We start from the raw sequence: 19,237 nt of genomic DNA on the forward strand, positions 1-19,237 counted from the left end.
CACTGACCAGGGGACGCAATTGATCACCGATCGGCAGCGCGCCGCACACCGCCGCTCACTGACCAGGGGACGCAATTGATCACCGATCGGCAGCGCGCCGCACACCGCCGCTCACTGACCAGGGGACGCAATTGATCACCGATCGGCAGCGCGTCGCGCGGGGACTGCACACGGTCGCCGAGGTTCTGGAGTTGGCCGAGAACGGCCTCGTCGTTCTGGATCCGTATTCGGTGCTGATCAGCACGTCGGCGCGGCTCGGCCCCGGCAGTGTCTGCTATCCGGGCGTCGTGGTCGAGTGCGACGCGGAGAGCACGTGCGTGCTGGGCGTGGACAACGTGCTGCTGCCCGGCACCTACCTCGTGGCGACCGGCGGGGGCTCGGTGCGCCTGGGCGACGGCAACCGGATCGGTGAGGGAGGTGCCCGACTTACCTCGGAGCATCCGGACGCACCGGTGCGGATCGGCGACCGCGTGCGCGTCAACGGCGGTGCGGCGATAGCCGGTCCTGCCTGGCTCGGCGACGGCAGTCAGGTGCTCGGAGCGATCAACGCTCAGCGGGTCACCCTGGCCGCCGGGGGCGACTGGACCCATCCGGATCCCGACGCCCGCGGCGGGGTGCTGAAGGGGCTGGGCCGCGCCCGGGGAATCGAGGTCGGGCTCGGCGAGGTCGTCAACGGGTGCGGTGACTTCGCCGCGGCACCCGTGGAGCGGCAGTTGGTCTATCACCCTCGCTGACGACAGGTGCGGTGGCGGGCGATCGTGTCGCGGAACCAGAGGGCCGACTGCTTCGGCGTACGCTGCTGCGTCCCGTAGTCGACGTGCACGATGCCGAACCGCTTCGCATAGCCCTCCGCCCACTCGAAGTTGTCTATCAGGGACCACGCGAAGTAGCCACGGATGTCCACGCCCTGTTCGCACGCCGCCGCCACCGCCGCGATGTGCTCGGCCAGATAGGCCGTGCGGTCCTCGTCCGCGACGAAGCCCGACGCGTCGGCCGTGTCGTCGAAGGCCGCGCCGTTCTCGGTGATGACGAGCGGCAGACCGGGGTAGTCGCGGTGCAGCCGGACCAGCAGCTGGGTGAGGCGTTCCGGGGTGATCGGCCAGTTCATCGCCGTCCGCGGGCGGTCCAGTGGCACCCCCCGGACGACCGGATGCCCGTCCGGGCCGATCCTGCCGCCGTTCTCGTCGGTGCCGCTGAAGTCCTGCCCGAAGTAGAAGTTGACGCCCAGCACCTCGATCGGCGTGGAGATGACGTCGAGGTCGCCGTCCCGCACGGGGAAGGCGGTGCCCCGGGCGGCGAGGTCGTCGACCACATCCCGTGGGTACGAGCCCTTGCGCAGCGGGTCGAGGTAGGCGCGCAGTCCCATGCCGTCGGCGCGGCGGGCGGCGTCGTGGTCCGCCGGTGCGTCGGTCGCCGGGTCGGCCGTACCCATGTTGAGGGTGATGCCGAACGTGTGCTCGCGGGTCGCCGCGGCCTTCATCCGCCGGGTGGCGAGGCCGTGGCCGAGCAGCAGGTGGTGGGTCGCCGCGACGGCCGCGTCGAAGTCCCGGCGGCCGGGGGCGTGTACGCCGGTCTGGTAGCCGAGCCACGCCGAACACCACGGCTCGTTGAGCGTGGTCCACGTGTCGACGCGGTCGCTGAGCCGTTCGAAGACCAGCATCGCGTAGTCGGCGAAGCGGTACGCGGTGTCCCGGTTCGGCCAGCCCCCGGCGTCCTCGAGCGCCTGCGGCAGATCCCAGTGGTACAGGGTGACCCACGGGTCGACGCCGGCGCCGAGCAGTTCGTCGGTGAGCCGGTCGTAGAAGGCGAGACCGGCCGGGTTGACCGGCCCGCGCCCGTGCGGCTGGACCCTCGGCCAGGCCACCGAGAAGCGGTAGCTGTCCACGCCCAGGCTCTTGATCAGTGCCACGTCCTGCGGCATCCGGTGGTAGTGGTCGCAGGCGACGTCGCCGTTGTCTCCGCCGGTCACGGCCCCGGGCGTGCGGCAGAACGTGTCCCAGATGGACGGTGTGCGGCCGTCCTCGGCGGCGGCGCCCTCGATCTGGTAGGCGGAGGTGGCGACGCCCCAGGTGAATGACGGGGAAAAGGCGGGGATCATGCGTCTCCTGAGATGGGGTGGAGCCAGCAGGCCACGGTCCGCGTCGACCCGTCGGGGGTGTCGGGGTTGCCCAGCACCGGGATGTGTCGGGCGCACGGGTCGAAGACCTTGGGGCAGCGGGGGTGGAACGAGCACCCCGTGGGCATGCCCTTGAGGTCGGGCGGCGAGCCGGGGATGCCGCTGAGCTCGCGCCGCGGGCCGCGCAGCGCGGGGAACGAGCCGAGCAGGCCGGCACTGTAGGGGTGCAGCGAGTTGCGGTAGAGCGTGGCGGCCTGTGCCTGTTCGACGATGCGGCCGCCGTACATGATGGCGATGCGGTTGGAGAATTCCACCAGCAGCGACAGGTCGTGGGTGATGAAGATGACCGAGAAGCCCAGCCGTTCGCGCAGGTCGATGAGCTGGCCGAGGATCTGCCGCTGCATCACCACGTCGAGGGCGGTGGTGGGCTCGTCCATGATGACGACCTGGGGTTGCAGGATCAGCGCCATGCCGATCATCACGCGCTGCCGCATGCCGCCGGAGAGCTGGTGCGGGTAGGCGTCCATCCGGTCCGACGAGATGCCGACCAGCCTGAGCATCTCCCGGGCCCGGGCGTCGCGGCGGGCCGCCGGCATCGACGGTTCGTGGGCTCGAAGGACATCGGTCAACTGCGTCGAGATTTTGTGTACGGGGTTCAGCGAGTTCATCGCACCCTGGAACACGATCGCCGTCTGCGCCCAGCGGAACCGTCGCAGGCCGTCGTCGTCGAGGCCGAGCACGTCGTACGGCTCCGCGTCCAGCGGGTGGTAGACGACCTTGCCGCCGCTGATCACGCCGGGCGGGGCGAGCAGCCGGGTGAGGCCGTACGCGAGGGTGGACTTGCCGGAGCCGGACTCGCCGGCCAGGCCGAGGACCTCGCCGCGGTGCAGGGTGAGGTTGACGTCGCGGACGGCGTGCACCGCCTGGTCGCCCAGGCCGTAGTCGACGTTGAGGTTCGTGATCTCCAGGACCGGCTCGCGGCTCACGGCGTCGCCTCCTTCGATGAGCGGTTCACCGGCGTCGCAGCGGTGGTGATCGCGGGGATCGGTCGCGCGTGGGTGTGTGGCGCCGGTGAGTTGCTCAGCACCGGGGTGAAGCCGACGCGCATCCGTACCGTGCGGCCGGAGGCGGTCTTGACCTTGGTCTTTCCGGCGCTGCGCAGGCGCGGGCTGACGAACTCGTCGATGCCGAAGTTGATCAGCGAGAGAGCGGTGCCCAGCAGGGCGATGGCCAGGCCGGCCGGGACGAACCACCACCAGGCGCCCTGCGCGAGCGCCTGCTGGCTCTGCGCCCAGAAGAGGATGGTGCCCCAGTTCCACTCGGACACGGTGCCGATGCCGATGAAGGCGAGGGTGATCTCGGAGGTGACCGCGAAGATGACCGTACCGACGAAGCCGGAGGCGATGATCGCGGTGAGGTTGGGCAGGATCTCGAAGAGGATGATCCGCCAGGTCTTCTCGCCGTTGGCCCGCGACGCCTCGATGTAGTCGCGGCGCCGCAGCGACAGGGTCTGCGCCCGCAGCACCCGCGCGCCCCAGGCCCACGAGGTAAGACCGATGATGAGCGCGACCAGGGTGTCGCCGCCGCCCGGCGCCGCCGCCGTCACGATGATGATCAGCGGGAGCGCCGGCATCACCAGGAAAACGTTGGACAGCGCGGAGAGGCTGTCGTCCCAGCCGCCGCCGAGATATCCGGCGGTCACTCCGATGAGGACACTCAACACGGTGGCGAGCGCCCCGGCGGTGAGGCCGACGAGCATCACGCCGCGGGTGCCGACCAGCACCTGGCTGAACACGTCCTGGCCGAGGTGCGTGGTGCCGAACCAGTGCTCGGCCGACGGCCCCGCCACGAGGTGTGTGCCGCGGGCGTCCGGATCGTAGGGCGCGATCCACGGTCCGATGATCGCGAAGAGGACGTAGACGCCGAGCAGGGCCAGGCCGGTGGCCGCCTTGGCGTTGGCGACGAAACGGAACCGCCTGCGCCGGGCCGGTGGCTCTCCCACGACCTGCTCGATGCTGGAGGGGGTAATGGTCACCGGTCAGCCCTCCTTGCGGGTACGGGGATCGAGCAGCAGATAGGCGACGTCGGCGACGAGGTTCGCCAGCAGCACCGAGATGGTGATCACCAGGAAGATGCCCTGCATCAGCGGGTAGTCCTTGGCGCCGACCGCCCGGAAGAGCAGGAAGCCCAGCCCGGGATAGGAGAAGACGATCTCCACCAGCAGCGTGCCGCCGACGATGAAACCCAGCGCCAGCGCGAATCCGGAGACGTTGGGCAGCAGCGCGTTGCGGGCCGCGTAGCCGAGCGCCACGCGGCGCTCGGGCAGGCCCTTGGCGTGCGCGACCGTGATGTAGTCCTCCGCCGCGACGGTCACCATCATGTTGCGCATGCTGAGGATCCAGCCGCTGACCGACGAGACGAGGATCGTCAGCGCGGGCAGCAGGCTGTGCTGGATCGCGCTCGGGATGAAGTACTGGTCCCAGGCCGGCACCAGGCCGGGCTCGAACCCGCCGGAGGACGGGAAGAAGCTGCCCGGCCCGGCGAGCAGGTAGATCGCCAGCAGCCCGAGCCAGAAGTACGGCACCGAGGAGAGGAACGTGGTGGTGGGCAGCAGGCCGTCGATCCACGACCCGCGCCGCCAGCCGGCGAGCACGCCGAGGCCGGTGCCGAGCAGGAAGCTGATGACGGTGGTGATGCCGACCAGGGCCACGGTCCAGGGCAGCGCGTCGCCGATGACCTCGGAGACCGCCGTGGGGAACGCCGTGAACGACAGGCCCAGGTCGCCCCGGAAGAGCTGCTGCCAGTAGTCGAGGTACTGGCTCCAGAGGCTGGCGTCCTTGTCGAGGCCGAAGAGCACGTAGAGGGAGTTGATCGCATCGGTGTTCATCGACCCCTGGTAGCGCGCGAGCAGCGACTGGATCGGGTTGCCCGGGATCATGCGGGGGATGAAGAAGTTGATGGTGATCGCGGCCCACGCCGTGAAGGCGTAGAACAGGATCCGCTGAAGCAGATATCTCATCGCACGCCCTCTCGGTCGTACAGCCAGCAGGCGGCCCAGTGACCGGGCACGTCGCCGATCTCGATGCGTACCGGGAGGTCGGTGGCGCAGCGCGGCATCGCCGCCGGGCAGCGCGGATGGAACCGGCAGCCGGCCGGGGGTCGGATGAGGCTCGGCGGCTCGCCGTCGCCCCGGTCCGCCGCGTCGCTCGCCAGAGCGTGCAAGCGGTCCGGGTCGGGGGCCGAATCGATCAGGAGCCGGGTGTACGGGTGGGCGGGCGACTGGGTGACGCTCTCGCTGTCGCCGCCCTCGACCATCTTGCCCGCGTACATCACCAGCGTCTCGTCGGCGAAGTAGCGCGCCGACGCGATGTCGTGGGTGATGTAGAGGATGGCGAGGTCGAGCCGATCCTTGAGGTCGCGCAGCAGGTTGAGCACGCCCAGCCGGATGGACACGTCCAACATGGACACCGGTTCGTCGGCGAGCAGTGCCTCCGGGTTCGCGCCCAGAGCCCGGGCGATCGCGACGCGCTGCCGCTGACCCCCGGAGAGCTCGTGCGGGAACTTGTCGAGATAGCGCTCGGGCGGGGTCATGCTGACCCGGGTGAGCAGGTCGGCGAGGGCCTTCTCGAGCTCCGCCGCCGTCCTGCCGGCGTTGCCGTGGATCCGCAGCGACCGGGTGAGGTGGTAGCGGACGGTGTGCACCGGGTTCAGCGACGCGAACGGATCCTGGAAGATCATCTGGACCCGCCGAACGTAAGCCCGAAACTGCCGGCCGCCCCTGACCCGGGTCGACTCACCGTGCAGCCGGATGTCCCCGCCGGTCCGCGGATACAGCTGCGCGAGCAGGCGCGCGACGGTGGACTTGCCGGAGCCGGACTCGCCGACCAGCGCGACCACCCGGCCGCGCCGCAGCGTCAGGTTCACGTCGTCGGCCGCGTGCACGGCGTCGTGCTCGCGCCGGAACAGCTCACGCAGCCCGCGGCGGACGGGGAAGTGCTTGGTCAGGCCGATCGCCTCGAGCACCACCTCATCGGCCGGCGGTGCCGCGTCGGGGCTCAACGTCATGCCGACTCCTTCGCATTCCTTCGCAGAGGGAACCGCGCGCCCCCGGGGCGGCCCGGGGGCGGCGGAGCGGGTCAGGAGTTGGCGGGCCTGAGGTGCAGGACGACGTCGAGCGCGTTGGCCTGGGTGGGCTGGCCGGCACCGTAGGGGTTGGTGTCGTCGGGCCAGCCGACCCAGTTCTTCGTGCTGTACGCCATGCCGACGTTGTCCGCGCCGAGCGGGATCATCGGAACCTGCTCGACGAAGATCTTCTGGATCGTCTGGAGCGCGGCGGTCCGGGCGGCGTCGTCCGTGGCGTTCGCGTACGCCTCGAGCGCCGTCGTCGCCGCTGCGTTGTCGAAGCGGCCGAAGTTGCCGCCGGGCGACGCGGTGCCGATCGGCTTGAGCAGCTTGCCGTTCATGATGGTCTGGTAGATGTCGTAGGGCGTCGAGCCGCCGTTGGTCCAGCGGACGGTGGCGCCGAAGTTGCCCTCCTCGACGTTGCGGAACCACGCGTCCTGGTTGGCCTTGTCGACGGTGGCCGCGATGCCGATCTCGGCCAGGTTGCTCTTCACGATCTCGATCGAGGTCTGGTAGTCGGACCAGCCGCTGGGATCGGTCAGGCTCAGCGTGACCGGCTTGCCGGACGGGTCGGTCAGCGTGGTGCCGTTGAGCTTGTAGCCGGCCTGCGCCAGCAGGGCCTTGGCGCCCGCCACGTCGACGCTGTGGTTCTTGCCCTTGAACTCGGGGGCGATGAAGGCGTCGCCGGCGGGCGTCGGCAGGCCGGTCACGCTGGTGATCAGCGGATGGAAGTAGCCGCCCTCGGCCTGCTGGAAGATGTCCTGGCGGTTGACGACCAGGTTGACCGCCTGGCGCAGCTTCGGGTCGTCGAACGGCTTCTTGGAGGTGTTGAGGTAAAGGCCGTGGATGCCGAGCACCGCCGGTGCCCAGACCTTGTAGTGCGCCGGGTCCTTGTCGAGGAACACCGTCTTGTAGTTGGGGATGAAGACGAAGCTCCACTCGTTGGAGCCGTCCGTCAGCGCGGTGGTCTGCGCGTTGTTGTCGGTGTAGGACGTGTACCGCAGCTCCTTGACCTTCGGCAGGTCCTGCCAGTAACCCTCGGTGCGCGCCGACAGCGTCGTGGTCTGCGGCGTGAAGGACTTCAGCGTGTACGGACCCGAGCCGACCGGGCTCTTGTTCGGGTCCTTGCTCGGGTCGGCGACCTTCTCCCAGATGTGCTTGGGCACGATCGGCGTCTGACCCAGCCACTTGTCCTTGTAGACGAACATCGACCGGGTGAACGTCACCGTCACGGTGTTGCCGCTGGCGGAGATGGCACCGTACGGGGTGGCGGCGGAGTTGATCGCCTCGTTCTTCTTGGCCAGCTCGAAGGTGTACGCGACGTCGGCACCGGTGACCTTCTGGCCGTCCGACCAGGTGGCGTTGTCCCGGACGGTGATCGTCACCTTCCTGAAGTCCGGCGTCCACTCGGCGCCGGTCGCGAGCCAGGGCTTGGATTTCTCCGCCGGCTTGACCGGGTTCCACATCATCAGCGGCTCGTAGATCATCCACTTGTAGCCCAGCGAGGCGGCGGCCGACGTCGTGAGGAACGGATTGTGGTTCTCCGTCTGCGGACCGTTCGGCATGCCTACGGTGAGGAAGGGTGTGCCGCCGGCCGAGTTTCTGTTGCCGGCGTTCGGCGAGTCGCTGCACGCGGCGATTCCGCCCGTGGCGAGCACGCCCGCCAGGGCAGCCGCGAACAAAGTCCTTCTCTGCATTTCCGATCTCCTCAGGTGATGCGAGTGGGGTTCCAGGGGTGCCGGATCGCCGGCGACGAAGTCACTCAGTGACCGGGCCGGCTCCGGTGGAGGCCCGGGCCACGAAGGTGGCGGGTATGACGGTCGGGCGGTTGGGCAGGGGTGAGCCCTCGAAGTGGGCGAGCAGGGTGCGCGCCGCGGCCTCGCCCATCTCGCGCAACGGTTGGTGCACGGTGGTGAGCGGCGGGCGGGTGTGTGCCGCCAGCGGGATGTCGTCGAACCCCACCACCGCGACGTCCTGCGGGATGCGCCGGCCGCTGTCGAGCACGGCCCGCATGGCGCCGGCGGCGGAGAGGTCGTTGTGGGCGAAGACCGAGTCGAACTCGAGCCCCGCCTCGATCGCCGCGGTGACCGCCGCGACGCCGCAGGCGATGGTGAAGTCGCCGGAGAGCACGTGCTCGGCGGGGATCGGGTGGCCCGCCTCGGCGTACTCGGTGGCGAAACCGTCGAGGCGCTGTGCGGTGCAGCCGAAGCGTGCCGGCCCGGCGATCACCAGCGGCCGGCGGCGGCCGATCCCCAGCAGGTGCCGGGCGGCCGCGCCGGCACCGGTGAAGTGGGTCGTGCCCACGCTCGGAATCTTTCCGGGCTGGACGTCGCGGTCGTCGATGAGGACCACCGGCAGGCCGCGGGCGTAGAGGCCGGCGATGTAGTCGAGAGTGCCCTCCGGCTCGATCACCAGCAGGCCGTCGAAGCTCTTGGCGGACACTTGGGCGCTGAACTGGCGCATCGACTCCTCACCGCGATTGCAGGTGAACAGCAACAGGCCGTAACGCTCGGTCTCGAGCACGTCGACCGCGCCCTGCAGGACCTCGCCGATCCACGGCCAGGTCAGCGAGGGCACGAGCATGCCGACCACGCGGGTTCGTCCGCGGGCCAGCCCGACAGCCCGGGAGCTGGGCACGTAACCCAACTCCTCGATCACCGCCCGGACCCGTGCGGCGGTCGACGCGTCCAGCTCACCCTTGCCGTTGAGCACTCGCGACACCGTGGTCTTGCTGACCTGCGCGCGGGCGGCGACATCGGCGATGGTGATGGGCACGGGTCCTCCGGCAAGTGACGTCCGAGCGCGCGGCATCGCCATCTCGGAACCGGTTTCGGGAGCGGTTCCGGAAGTAAACATTGGTGAGTCTCGTCACGTCAACGAGGGCATATCTTTATTTAGGTCTCGAGGCCATAACCACGAAGGCCATCGCTCGTTAACGACTTTTCGACCCGGTCGACGAGCTCCGGTAGCACCCGACCCAGCGGGCCGTCGACCACGAGGTCCGCGTACGGCTTCCCCCGGGTGACGCCCTGGTTGACGATCGCGACGCGGATGCCGTTCTTCGCCGCTCGCAGCACGAACCGTCGGCCGGACATGACGGTCAGCGACGAGCCGAGGACGAGCAGGGTGCGGGCCCCGGCGACCAGTTCGAAGCCGCGGGAGACCCGCTCCGGCGGCACCGTCTCGCCGAAGTAGACGACGTCCGGCTTGAGCAGGCCGCCGCAGGCCGCGCAGTCGACCACCGTGAAGCCGTCCAGCGCGGCGTCGTCGATTTCCACGTCGCCGTCGGGGTTCACCGCGGACACGGCCGCTCCGAAGCCGGGATTGGCGGCGTCGAGCCGGCGCTCGAGCTCGGTGCGCTCGCTGCGGCGTCCACAGCCGAGGCAGGCCACGCGGGAGAGAGCGCCGTGCAACTCCACGACGGCGTGGGCGCCGCCGGCCTGGTGCAGGCCGTCGACGTTCTGGGTGATGATCCCGTCGAGCCGCCCGAGCTCCTGCAGGCGTGCCACCGCCCGGTGCCCGGCGTTGGGGCGGGCGTCGCCGATCGTGCGCCAGCCGAGGTGACTGCGCGCCCAGTAGCGCTGCCGGGCAGCCGGATCGCCGATGAACGTCTGGTATGTCATCGGGGTGCTCCGCCGGGCCGCCCCCGAGGGGCCGCGGTAATCCGGGATGCCCGACTCGGTGGAGAGCCCCGCGCCGCTGAGCACGACCACCCCACCGTCGCCGACCCAGTCGGCCAGCTCATCTACTCGCTCCACCCGACCATGGTCCCTCGCCGAAGTCACCCGCCGGAGTGGGACGAAGTGCTCAGTCGATGTGATCTGTGCACGGACCAGCGGATGACGGTAGGTTGATCGGGTGGCTGTCGTCGCGCGCCTGCTTCCCCGTCTCTGGGACGGGCGCCGCCTGCTGCAATTCCTGACCGGCCTGGCGCTGATCGCCCTCGCTTTCGCCGCCCCGGCCGTGGCCGCCGCGCCCACGCCGTCGGACACCGCCGTGATCGTCACCGTGCATGCCCCGTGCCGCGGTGCGGCTCCGGACCGGATCGAGGAGCGTGCACCGGCCGAGCGCGCCGACTCCGTCCCGGCGGCGCGGGTCCCGGTGCTCGGGCCCGATGTCGCCGCCGACGCCGCGCGGCTCGTCGACCGGCGACTGCTGCTGCCCGGCAGCGTCGCCCAGAGCTGCTATTCCGGGCGCGCCCCGCCGCTCGCCTGAGTCACCTGTTCCTCACCCGTGACGCCACGGGCCGTCCGCTTGCCCGTGGGCGGCGCGCCGGGCGTCGCCGACGTCGTTCCCCTCACCGAAAGCGAACCCCCCGACGCACACGAGAGAAACCGGTGCCGACCGTGGAAACCGCTGCCGTCCTTTGGATGACCCTGATGCTCGCCGTCGCCGCCGCGGCGGCCGCCCTCGCCCTGCCCCGTCGTGCCCATCCGCACGACCGTCGTCCGTCCGCGCCCGCCAATCTCGCCGCGGCGCATCCCGCTGGATACGCCGACGAGGTGGGGCGGGCCGTCACCTGTGCGGCCGAGACCGCCCGCCTCCGTCGCGCCGATTGGCAACGCGCCCAGGAAACGGTCGACGAGGCCTGGGCCGCGTTCGACGCCGCCGACCGTGTGGCGCGCCGCTGCACCGCGGCGGCGGCGTTCCCGATCCTCAGGCAACGCCGCACCCGCGCCGAGATCGCGGACCGGGAACGCTTCCTGCACCGCACCGCGCTCGCCGCCTGCCGGCGCAAGGAGCTGTCGATCGCCCAGCTCAACGAGGCCCTCGCGCACCGCGACGGATGGAATCCCCGCCGGCACCCGGTGGCTCAGGAAGCCGCCCTGCGCTCCGCCGTCCGGGAGCATCGCTTCGCGGCGTACCAGGCGGCCACCGAGCGGGAACGCGCCGCCTGGGAGGAAGCGGAGAAGGCAGCCGCGGCCCTGCGCACCCTGCGTGCCGAGGCGCTGGCCGCTCGGCTGCGCGCCGGCCGTGACCCCCGCCCCATCGGCGACCCCCGGTCCGCGCACGCACGGGAGCGGGCCGGACAATGGAGTCCCACCGAGCCGGTGGCGCGCCCAGCCACCCTCGCGGCGCATTGACCCTCCAGTGTGGATCGTCCGCTGACGTTCCCCGTTGCGACGCGGGAGTTAGACGAGCCGGGTACCGTCACAGAGGCGTTGACGGGTGAAAGGCAGGAAGCCACAGTGTCATTGACTCCGGCGGGCCGCCCGCCCGACGCGCGGCTGCACCGCGCCGCGCGGATCGAGGACGCCGTCCACGAGGTCGTCGAGCGCCGGCTGCGTCAGCGTGGCTGGCGGCCGGTGATCACGGCGTACACCGGATATGGCGCCCCGGGCTGGGCCCGCGTCATGGCGCGGGTCGTGCTCACCCGTCGCTCCCCGACGCCGAAGCGACGGGAAAAGGTGCGCGGCTGGCGCAGCTTCACCAGTTCGCCGGTGAACAACGCGTTGGTGCGGATCGAGATCGGCGGCCAGGTGCACGAGACGCGCACCGACCGTAGCGGCTACGTCGACACCCGGGTGAGAGGCGACCTCGCACCGGGGTGGGGCTGCGTGCGGCTGCTCACCGAGGGCGCCGAGCCGGTGGAGGCGCCGATCCGGGTGGTCGACCCGGCCATGAAGTTCGGCCTCGTCAGCGACATCGACGACACCGTCATGGTGACCGCCCTGCCGCGTCCGCTGCTCGCGGCCTGGAACACCTTCGTGCTCGACGAGCACGCCCGCACTGCCGTGCCGGGCATGGCCGTGCTCTACGAGCGGCTCGTCACCGCGAACCCGGGCGCGCCGGTGTTCTATCTCTCGACCGGCGCGTGGAACGTGGCGCCCACGCTGAACCGCTTCCTGTCCCGCCACCTCTACCCCGCCGGTCCGCTGCTGTTGACCGACTGGGGGCCGACCCCGGACCGCTGGTTCCGCAGTGGCCAGGAGCACAAGCGCAACACCCTGGCCCGGCTCTCCGCCGAGTTCCCGGACATCCGGTGGCTGCTCATCGGCGACGACGGACAGCACGACCAGGAGATCTATTCCGAGTTCGCGCAGGCGCACCCCGACAGCGTGGCCGCGGTCGCGATCCGTCGCCTGTCACCGACGCAGGCCGTGCTCGCCGGTGCCATCCCCGGGCCCACGAGCGACGCGGAGGCGGTCGGCTCGGGAGGCAAGACCTGGTTCTCCGCGCCGGACGGCGCCGGCCTGTGGTCGCTGCTGAGGGACACCCACGTTGTCTGAGCGCCGGGCGTCCGGGCGTCAGTCGTCCGCCGTCGTCGTCCTCGGCTGGTCCGCCGTCGTCGTCCCCGGCTGGTCCGCCGTCGTCGTCCCCGGCGGCTGGTCCGCCTCGGAGACCCGGGCGTGCAGGCGCTCCCGGATCTCGTCCGGCGAATACGCCCGCCTGCGCCGCTCCTGGCGCGCCATTACCACCCCGGTGGCGGCGACTCCCGCCAGCCCGGCCAATCCCGCTACTTTCCACCAACGCATCTGCCGAGGATAGACACGTGGTTGCCGACATCAGCCTCGACGAGGCCATCGATCTGACGCGTACGGGTGACGTGTGGCTGTTCCGCGGTCGCTCCGGCCCGGACCGCGCCATCCAAGCCATGACCAACAGCCCGGTCAACCACGTCGGCATGGCGATCGTCATCGAGGACATGCCGCCGCTGATGTGGCACGCCGAGCTGGGCAAATCCCTGCCCGACCTGTGGTCGGGGACCTTCCAGCGCGGGGTGCAGCTGCACGACCTGCGCGACGCGGTGACGGTCTGGGCGCACCGGTACGGCCAGCGCGGCTGGCTGCGTCAGCTCGAGCAGCCGGTGACCAGGGACATGGAGGACCGGGCCCTCAAGACGGTGGCCCGGCTCGACGGCACGCCGTTCCCCTCGACCGCCCGGCTCGCCTGGCGCTGGGCGCGGGGCCGGGTGCCGCAGATCCGCCTGCCCTGGCAGCAGAGCGTACGGACCGGCGACGACGACCTGGAGTTCGCGTACTGCGCGGAGGTGGTCGCGGTGACCTACGAGGAGATGGGTCTGCTTCCCCGGGGCCGACAGCCCAACTGGTACGACCCGGGCCGCTTCTGGAGCGGGGACGACCTGGAGCTCTCCGACGGCTACCGGCTCGGCGCCGAGATCGCCGTCAGCATCCCCTGACCGGGCGTCAGCTCGCACCTACGCCGAAGCGGCCGCCCGAAGGCGGCCGCGTCACGATCAGCGGCCGCGGCGCCCGCCGACGCGGGTACCCGACGAGAAGGCGGCCGCACCGCCGGACTGGGTGGTGTGCACGGGCGTCGAACCCGTGCCGGCACTGCGCCGGCTCCGGGGCTGACCGCCGCCCTGGGCCCGTCCCGGCTGACCGGCGCGCGCGCCGCCCTGACCGGCTCGTGCACCCTGGCCGCTTCGCGCGCCACCCTGGCCACCTCGCGCGTCACCCTGGCCGCCTCGTCCGGCCTGGGAACGGCCGCCCTGCGCGGGAGCGTCGGACGGGCCGCGGCCGCCGGTGCTCTGGTCGCGTCCGCCGCCGGCCCGGCTCCGCCGAGACCGTCCCGGCCGGGCCTCGCCGGCCCCGGAGGGCTCCGCGGCGGCCGGCGCCGACGGCGCGGTGAAGGTGCGTTCGCCCGGTGCGAGCTCGGCCAGCAGGGGGTGACCCGGCCGAGTCCTGGTCGTGGTCGGCTTGATGCCCGCCTTGCGGGTCAGGTCCCGCACGTCGCCCTGCTGGTCGTCGGTCATCAACGTGATGACCGTGCCCTGCGCGCCGGCCCGCGCCGTACGCCCCGAGCGGTGCAGGTAGGCCTTGTGCTCCACCGGCGGATCGGCGTGGATCACCAGCGCCACGTCGTCCACGTGGATGCCGCGGGCGGCGATGTCGGTCGCGACGAGGGTCTGCGCGCTGCCGTCCGAGAACGCCGACAGGTTGCGGTTGCGGGCGTTCTGCGCGAGGTTGCCGTGCAGCTCGACGGCCGGCACCCCGGCGGCGACCAGCTGGCGGGTCAGCGTCTTGGCCCGGCGCTTGGTGCGGGTGAACACGACCGTGCGGCCCGGCGCGGCCACCAGGTCGACCAGCACACCGAAGCGGTCGTCGTGCTGCACGTGCAGCACGTGGTGGGACATCTCCACCGGCGCCTCGGCGGCCGAGTCCACGTGGTGGGTGACGGGCTTGTGCATGAAGCGCTTGACGAGCACGTCGACGCCGCCGTCGAGGGTGGCCGAGAAGAGCATCCGCTGGCCGTCGCGCGGCGTCGCGTCCATCAGCCGCCGGACCACCGGCAGGAAGCCGAGGTCGGCCATGTGGTCGGCCTCGTCCAGCACGGTGATCTCGATCGCGTCGAGGCTCGCGTGCCCGCTCTGCAGGTGGTCGGCGAGCCGGCCCGGGCAGGCCACGACGATGTCGACGCCCGCCTTGAGGCCCTTGATCTGCGGGTTGGGGCCGACCCCGCCGAAGACGGTGAGGGTGCGCAGGCCCATCGCGGCGGCGAGCGGGGCGAGGGTGGCGTCGATCTGGGTGGCGAGCTCCCGGGTCGGCGCGAGGATCAGCGCCCGGGGCCGCCCCGGCCGGCGCGGCGTCGCCGACTGGGCGAGGCGGGCGATGACGGGCAGGACGAAGGCGTAGGTCTTGCCGGAGCCGGTCCGCCCGCGGCCGAGCACGTCACGACCCGCGAGCGAGTCGGGCAGCGTCGCGGCCTGGATGGGGAACGGGGAGCTGATGCCGAGACCGGCGAGTACCTCGGCGAGCTTCGTGGGCACGCCGAGGTCGATGAACGAGGACATGTAGGTGTGAACTCCGAACGGTTGAGGGGTCGTCCTGCCCGGCGCAGACCTCACGGGTCGCGGCGCGTGGTGGTCGATCCGTAACGCGGCCCGAGGCAGAACTGGTCGTGACCGCGAGATCAAGTGTACCCACCCCTCGACCGCAACCCCGCTGCACCCGAGTGTGACCCGTCCTGCACCCGGCGAACCGGACCGTTTCTCCTCAGTGCCGGCGTCTCCCCCCGACCCGGCCAGGTACTGAAGGAGACCCCCATGAGCGGTGTTGTTGAGGTTGACCGCCGTCGCGAGGACACGGTACGGGCGCACATGCCGCTCGTCGGGCACCTGGTCCGCGAGATGCTGGCCCGGGTGCCTTCCCACGTGAACCGGGACGACCTGCTGTCGGCCGGGTACGCGGCTCTCGTCGCCGCGGCCCGAGGGTTCGACGACGACCGCGGCGTGCCGTTCGCGCGGTTCGCGGCGGCCCGGGTCCGTGGCGCCCTGCTCGACGAGCTGCGCGGGCTGGACTGGGCGAGCCGCTCGGTGCGGCAGCGGGCCCGGCGTACCGACTCGGCGCGCCAGGAGCTGACCGCGGAGCTGGGCCGTACGCCGACCCTGGCCGAGGTCGCCGAGCGGCTGGGCTGTTCCGTCGAGGACATTGAGTCGGCGGACGACGACGTGCAGCGCGCGGTCGTGTTCAGCCTGCAGGGCTTCGCCACCGCGGGCGCGGACGACATGGTGACCGAGCCGAGCGCCGGCCCGGAGGACATGCTCATCCGCCGGGAGCGGGTGGGCTACCTGCGACACGCGGTCGAGGTGCTGCCCGACCGGCTGAAAGCGGTCATCACCGGCTACTTCTTCGACGAGCGCCCGATGGCGCAGATCGCCGCCGACCTCGGTGTCACCGAGTCGCGGGTGTCACAGCTGCGGGCCGAGGCGTTGTCGCTGCTCAAGGACGGGCTGAACACCCATCTGGAGCCGGGCATCGCGACGTCGGAAAAGGACGGCTGTGTGGCGCGCCGCCGCGCGGCGTACTACGACCAGATCGCGACCCGCGGCACGCTGCGGGACCGGCTGGCGATCACCGGCCCGGACGGTCTGCCGGTCGCCGCCTGAATCTCCGCAAGCCGGGGCTCGGTCATCACGCGATGACCGAGCCCCGTGGCGTTGGTGGGGGCGTTTGTGGGCAGGTCAGGCGTTGGCGCAGGTGCCGGCCTTCTTCTGGGCGGCGATTGCCTTGTCGGCGCCCTTGGCGTAGAGGGCCAGGCCCTCCTTGGCGGGCTCGAGCTTCCAGCCCTGCTGCTCGTACACCATGGTGTAGGACTGGGCGGCGACGAGCTGCTTGGCGATGACCACCGCCTTGTCGGTGCCCTCCATGCGGGCACTGGTCAGCTGGATGGCCAGGCCCTTGCGGGAACACGCCTCGTTGAGCTTGACGTACTCGGCCTTGCTGATGGCGGCCTTGCCGGCGGCCGTGTACATCTCCCAGGCGCCGCCGAAGTCGCCGCCGCTGAAGCGGTCGAACACGGTCTGCGCGGCGGCCTTGGCGCCCTCGATGGTCTTCGGCTCGGGACCGCCGGCCGCGGCCGCGGCGGCGTTGCCGGCGGGAGCGTTCTCGGCGTCGTCGGAGCAGGCGGAGGTGAAGGCGAGGGCGGCGACGGCGGCGAGCACCAGGGCGCCGGCGCGCCGGAACGGGTGGTTGTGGTTCATGACCCCGTTCAACCCGGCACGGGCCGACACGTAACGGCAAGCGTCGCTGTTGACGGATTCCTGACAATCGCTGCGGCGGCCGTAACCTCGCTCAGCCGGTCGCCGCCGGAAACCCGCGTCGGCTATTCTGAGCGTTTCCACGGGAAACAAAAAAGCGACCAGGAATGGTCGCTGACCTGCAGAATGCTACCACAACAGGGAGTGGTTTTGTCAAGCTCCGCCGACGGTACGGACACCTTGCGGAACGATGACATCGAGTCCGAACAGGCCTATCTGACCGCCCTCTACGCCCGCCTCGACGAGCTTCGTGACCAGGCCGGCGAGCGCCTGCGCGCCATCCTGCTCGAGGCCGGCGGCACCCCACAGGGCCGTTCGCAGCGGGAGGCCACCCGCGGCCACTGGGCCGAGCAGGTCGCGCAGATGAATGCCGTCGAGAACGGATTGTGCTTCGGCCGCCTCGACTTCTCGGCCGGAAATCCGACCTACATCGGGCGGCTCGGAATGTTCGCCGAGGACCGCGAGCGCGATCCGCTGCTGATCGATTGGCGGGCGCCGGCCGCGCGGCCTTTCTACCTCGCCACGGCGGTGTCCCCCGAGGGGGTCACCCGGCGCCGGCACCTGAGGACCCGGGGGCGCGAGCTCACCGGCATCGACGACGAGGTGCTCGACCTGCACGCCGGCGGTGCGGGCGGACGGGAGGACGTGACCGGCGAGGCGGCGCTGCTCTCCGCGCTCACCGCCGGGCGTACCGGCCGGATGCGCGACATCGTCGAGACGATCCAGGCCGAGCAGGACGAGGTGATCCGCTCCGGCCTGGCCGGCGTCATGGTCGTGCAGGGCGGGCCGGGCACGGGCAAGACCGCCGTCGCCCTGCACCGCGCGGCGTACCTGCTCTATACGCATCGCGCGCAGCTCACCAAGCAGGGTGTGCTGATCCTCGGTCCGAACGCGACGTTCCTGCGCTACATCTCCCAGGTGCTCCCGTCGTTGGCCGAGACCGGTGTGTTCCTCGCCACCCTGGGCGACATGTTCCCGGGTGTGACGGCCCGCGCCGGCGAGTCCCCGCGGACGGCGGCGCTCAAGGGCCGGCTCGCGATGCTCGACGTGCTGGCCCGGGCGGTGGCCGATCGGCAGACCGTGCCGGACGACTACGTCGAGGTCGACCACGACGGCTATCCGCTGCGGATCGAGCGGTGGGTCTGCGAGAACGCCCGGGCCGCCGCCCGCCGCTCCGGCCGCCCGCACAACGTGGCCCGGCAGATGTTCGTGACCGAGGCGATCCACGCGCTGTCGGTGCAGATCGCCGAGCGCATCGGCGCCGACCCGCTGGGCGGCGACAACCTGCTGGAGGAGGCCGACCTGGCGGAGACCCGGCGAGAGCTGCGCGAGGACGAGGACGTGCAACGGGCCCTCTTCGAGTTGTGGCCGGTGCTGACCCCGCGGCAGGTGCTGCGGGACCTGCTCGGCGACCCCGACCGGCTGGAATCCGCGGCCCCGGAGCTCGACGCGGACGAGCGGGCGCTGCTGCTGCGCGACCGTCGGTCCGGCTGGACCCCGGCCGACGTGCCGCTGCTCGACGAACTCGCCGAACTGCTCGGCGAGGACGAGACCCTGCGGGCCCGGGCCGTGGCACGCGAACGACGGCGGGCGATCGAGTACGCCGAGGGCGTGCTGGAGATCGTCGCGGGCTCCCGGTCGCTCGACTTCGAGGACGAGTCCGAGGAGAAGGACGAGATCCTCTCCGCGCTGGACGTGGTCGACGCGGGCGCCTTCGTGGAGCGGCACGAGGTGATCGACACGCGGACCGCGGCCGAGCGCGCCGCCGTGGACCGCACCTGGGTCTTCGGTCACGTGATCGTCGACGAGGCGCAGGAGCTGTCCCCGATGGCCTGGCGGCTGCTGATGCGCCGCTGCCCGAGCCGGTCGATGACGGTGGTCGGTGACGTCGCGCAGACCGGTGAGCTGGCCGGGACGACGACCTGGGACCAGGTCTTCGAGCCGTACGTGGAGCAGCGCTGGCGCCTCGCCGAGCTGACCGTGAACTATCGCACGCCCGCCGAGGTCATGGCCGTCGCGGCCGACGTGCTGGCCGCCGTCGATCCGTCGCTGCGGCCGCCCCGGTCGGTTCGCGAGTCCGGGTGCGTGCCCTGGGCCAGCCGGGTGTCACCCGACGCGCTCGCCGGCGACCTGATCGCGGCGGTGCGCCGGGAGGCGGCGACGGTGCCCGACGGCCGGGTCGGCGTCATCGTGCCCGCCGCCCTCGAGGAGTCCCTGGGCGACGCGCTCACGGCGGCGATCCCCGAGGCGGCCGTGGAGGAGCAGCCCGACCTGCGCAACCACATCGTGCTGATGACCGTGCGGCAGGCGAAGGGCCTGGAGTTCGACAGCGTGCTGGTGGTGCGGCCGGACGAGATCATCGCCGAGAGTCCGCGCGGTCTCAGCGACCTGTACGTCGCCGTGACCCGGGCCACGCGACGGCTCGGCGTGCTGCACACGGCGGACCTGCCGAAGGTGCTCGCCGGCCTGGCGTGACAAAGCGGAGGGGGCCGGCGCAG

18 protein-coding genes are annotated in these 19,237 nt (G+C 71.5%); 7 read left to right on the forward strand and 11 right to left on the reverse strand.

The features are described 5' to 3' along the window. The first annotated feature begins 131 nt into the window (after positions 1 to 131). Positions 132 to 734, forward strand: a complete 603-nt coding sequence (locus AB0M36_RS03120; protein WP_364151470.1) for a hypothetical protein — start codon at positions 132 to 134, stop codon at positions 732 to 734. Here the strand turns inward: AB0M36_RS03120 and AB0M36_RS03125 are convergent. From AB0M36_RS03125 to AB0M36_RS03160, 8 genes are all read right to left on the reverse strand, one after another. Beyond that, a complete protein-coding gene (locus tag AB0M36_RS03125) occupies positions 722 to 2,098 on the reverse strand; it encodes a GH1 family beta-glucosidase (RefSeq protein ID WP_364151473.1) in 1,377 nt (458 codons plus the stop codon). The genes AB0M36_RS03120 and AB0M36_RS03125 overlap by 13 nt on opposite strands. Beyond that, a complete protein-coding gene (locus AB0M36_RS03130) occupies positions 2,095 to 3,102 on the reverse strand; it encodes an ABC transporter ATP-binding protein (protein ID WP_364151476.1) in 1,008 nt (335 codons plus the stop codon). The genes AB0M36_RS03125 and AB0M36_RS03130 overlap by 4 nt, the downstream gene beginning before the upstream one ends. Then, positions 3,099 to 4,151 carry an ABC transporter permease gene (locus AB0M36_RS03135; protein WP_364151478.1) on the reverse strand — a complete coding sequence of 351 codons (1,053 nt, stop codon included), beginning with the start codon at positions 4,149 to 4,151 and terminating at the stop codon, positions 3,099 to 3,101. The genes AB0M36_RS03130 and AB0M36_RS03135 overlap by 4 nt, the downstream gene beginning before the upstream one ends. Positions 4,152 to 4,154: 3 nt before the next feature. Continuing rightward, positions 4,155 to 5,135 (reverse strand): ABC transporter permease, encoded by a 981-nt coding sequence (locus AB0M36_RS03140; RefSeq protein ID WP_364151481.1) that lies wholly within the window; start codon positions 5,133 to 5,135, stop codon positions 4,155 to 4,157. Then, positions 5,132 to 6,181, reverse strand: coding sequence for an ABC transporter ATP-binding protein (locus AB0M36_RS03145; protein WP_364151484.1), 1,050 nt, complete (start codon positions 6,179 to 6,181; stop codon positions 5,132 to 5,134). Before AB0M36_RS03145 ends, AB0M36_RS03140 begins: the two co-directional genes overlap by 4 nt. Before the next feature lie 71 nt (positions 6,182 to 6,252). Continuing rightward, positions 6,253 to 7,935: an ABC transporter substrate-binding protein gene (locus tag AB0M36_RS03150; protein WP_364151486.1), complete on the reverse strand. Its 1,683-nt coding sequence runs from the start codon at positions 7,933 to 7,935 to the stop codon at positions 6,253 to 6,255. A 61-nt stretch (positions 7,936 to 7,996) separates the two neighbouring features. After that, entirely contained in the window at positions 7,997 to 9,013 is a 1,017-nt protein-coding gene (locus AB0M36_RS03155) for a LacI family DNA-binding transcriptional regulator (RefSeq protein WP_364151489.1), read from the reverse strand. Between the two features lie 119 nt (positions 9,014 to 9,132). After that, a complete protein-coding gene (locus AB0M36_RS03160) occupies positions 9,133 to 9,996 on the reverse strand; it encodes an NAD-dependent protein deacetylase (RefSeq protein WP_364151491.1) in 864 nt (287 codons plus the stop codon). A gap of 100 nt (positions 9,997 to 10,096) precedes the next feature. On the opposite strand from AB0M36_RS03160, the gene AB0M36_RS03165 reads away from it, so the two are divergent. The 3 genes from AB0M36_RS03165 to AB0M36_RS03175 all read left to right on the forward strand — a co-directional run bounded on the left by AB0M36_RS03165 (position 10,097) and on the right by AB0M36_RS03175 (position 12,468). After that, the gene (locus AB0M36_RS03165; protein ID WP_364151493.1) at positions 10,097 to 10,453 is read left to right on the forward strand and encodes a hypothetical protein; all 357 of its coding nucleotides are present in this window, start codon (positions 10,097 to 10,099) and stop codon (positions 10,451 to 10,453) included. Between the two features lie 155 nt (positions 10,454 to 10,608). Further along, a complete protein-coding gene (locus AB0M36_RS03170; RefSeq protein ID WP_364151496.1) occupies positions 10,609 to 11,322 on the forward strand; it encodes a hypothetical protein in 714 nt (237 codons plus the stop codon). Positions 11,323 to 11,427: 105 nt separating this feature from the next. After that, positions 11,428 to 12,468, forward strand: a complete 1,041-nt coding sequence (locus AB0M36_RS03175; RefSeq protein ID WP_364151499.1) for a phosphatase domain-containing protein — start codon at positions 11,428 to 11,430, stop codon at positions 12,466 to 12,468. A gap of 18 nt (positions 12,469 to 12,486) precedes the next feature. On the opposite strand, the gene AB0M36_RS03180 is transcribed toward AB0M36_RS03175, so the two are convergent. Continuing rightward, positions 12,487 to 12,714 (reverse strand): hypothetical protein, encoded by a 228-nt coding sequence (locus AB0M36_RS03180; RefSeq protein ID WP_364151502.1) that lies wholly within the window; start codon positions 12,712 to 12,714, stop codon positions 12,487 to 12,489. Positions 12,715 to 12,731: 17 nt separating this feature from the next. Here AB0M36_RS03180 and AB0M36_RS03185 point away from each other — a divergent pair, with 17 nt between their 5' ends. After that, positions 12,732 to 13,379 carry a hypothetical protein gene (locus AB0M36_RS03185; protein WP_364151505.1) on the forward strand — a complete coding sequence of 216 codons (648 nt, stop codon included), beginning with the start codon at positions 12,732 to 12,734 and terminating at the stop codon, positions 13,377 to 13,379. Positions 13,380 to 13,436: 57 nt separating this feature from the next. Here AB0M36_RS03185 and AB0M36_RS03190 read toward each other — a convergent pair whose 3' ends face one another. Next, entirely contained in the window at positions 13,437 to 14,993 is a 1,557-nt protein-coding gene (locus tag AB0M36_RS03190; protein WP_364151507.1) for a DEAD/DEAH box helicase, read from the reverse strand. Positions 14,994 to 15,245: 252 nt separating this feature from the next. On the opposite strand from AB0M36_RS03190, the gene AB0M36_RS03195 reads away from it, so the two are divergent. Further along, positions 15,246 to 16,088 (forward strand): sigma-70 family RNA polymerase sigma factor, encoded by an 843-nt coding sequence (locus AB0M36_RS03195; protein WP_364151510.1) that lies wholly within the window; start codon positions 15,246 to 15,248, stop codon positions 16,086 to 16,088. Between the two features lie 75 nt (positions 16,089 to 16,163). Here the strand turns inward: AB0M36_RS03195 and AB0M36_RS03200 are convergent, their stop codons facing one another. Beyond that, a complete protein-coding gene (locus tag AB0M36_RS03200) occupies positions 16,164 to 16,682 on the reverse strand; it encodes a hypothetical protein (protein WP_364151512.1) in 519 nt (172 codons plus the stop codon). A gap of 183 nt (positions 16,683 to 16,865) precedes the next feature. Between AB0M36_RS03200 and AB0M36_RS03205 the strand changes: the two genes are divergently transcribed. Next, on the forward strand, positions 16,866 to 19,214 hold the full coding sequence (locus tag AB0M36_RS03205; protein ID WP_364151514.1) for an ATP-binding domain-containing protein: 2,349 nt from the start codon (positions 16,866 to 16,868) through the stop codon (positions 19,212 to 19,214). Positions 19,215 to 19,237 lie beyond the last annotated feature (23 nt).

Source organism: Actinoplanes sp. NPDC051346 (genome assembly GCF_040682215.1).
Taxonomy (GTDB): domain Bacteria; phylum Actinomycetota; class Actinomycetes; order Mycobacteriales; family Micromonosporaceae; genus Actinoplanes.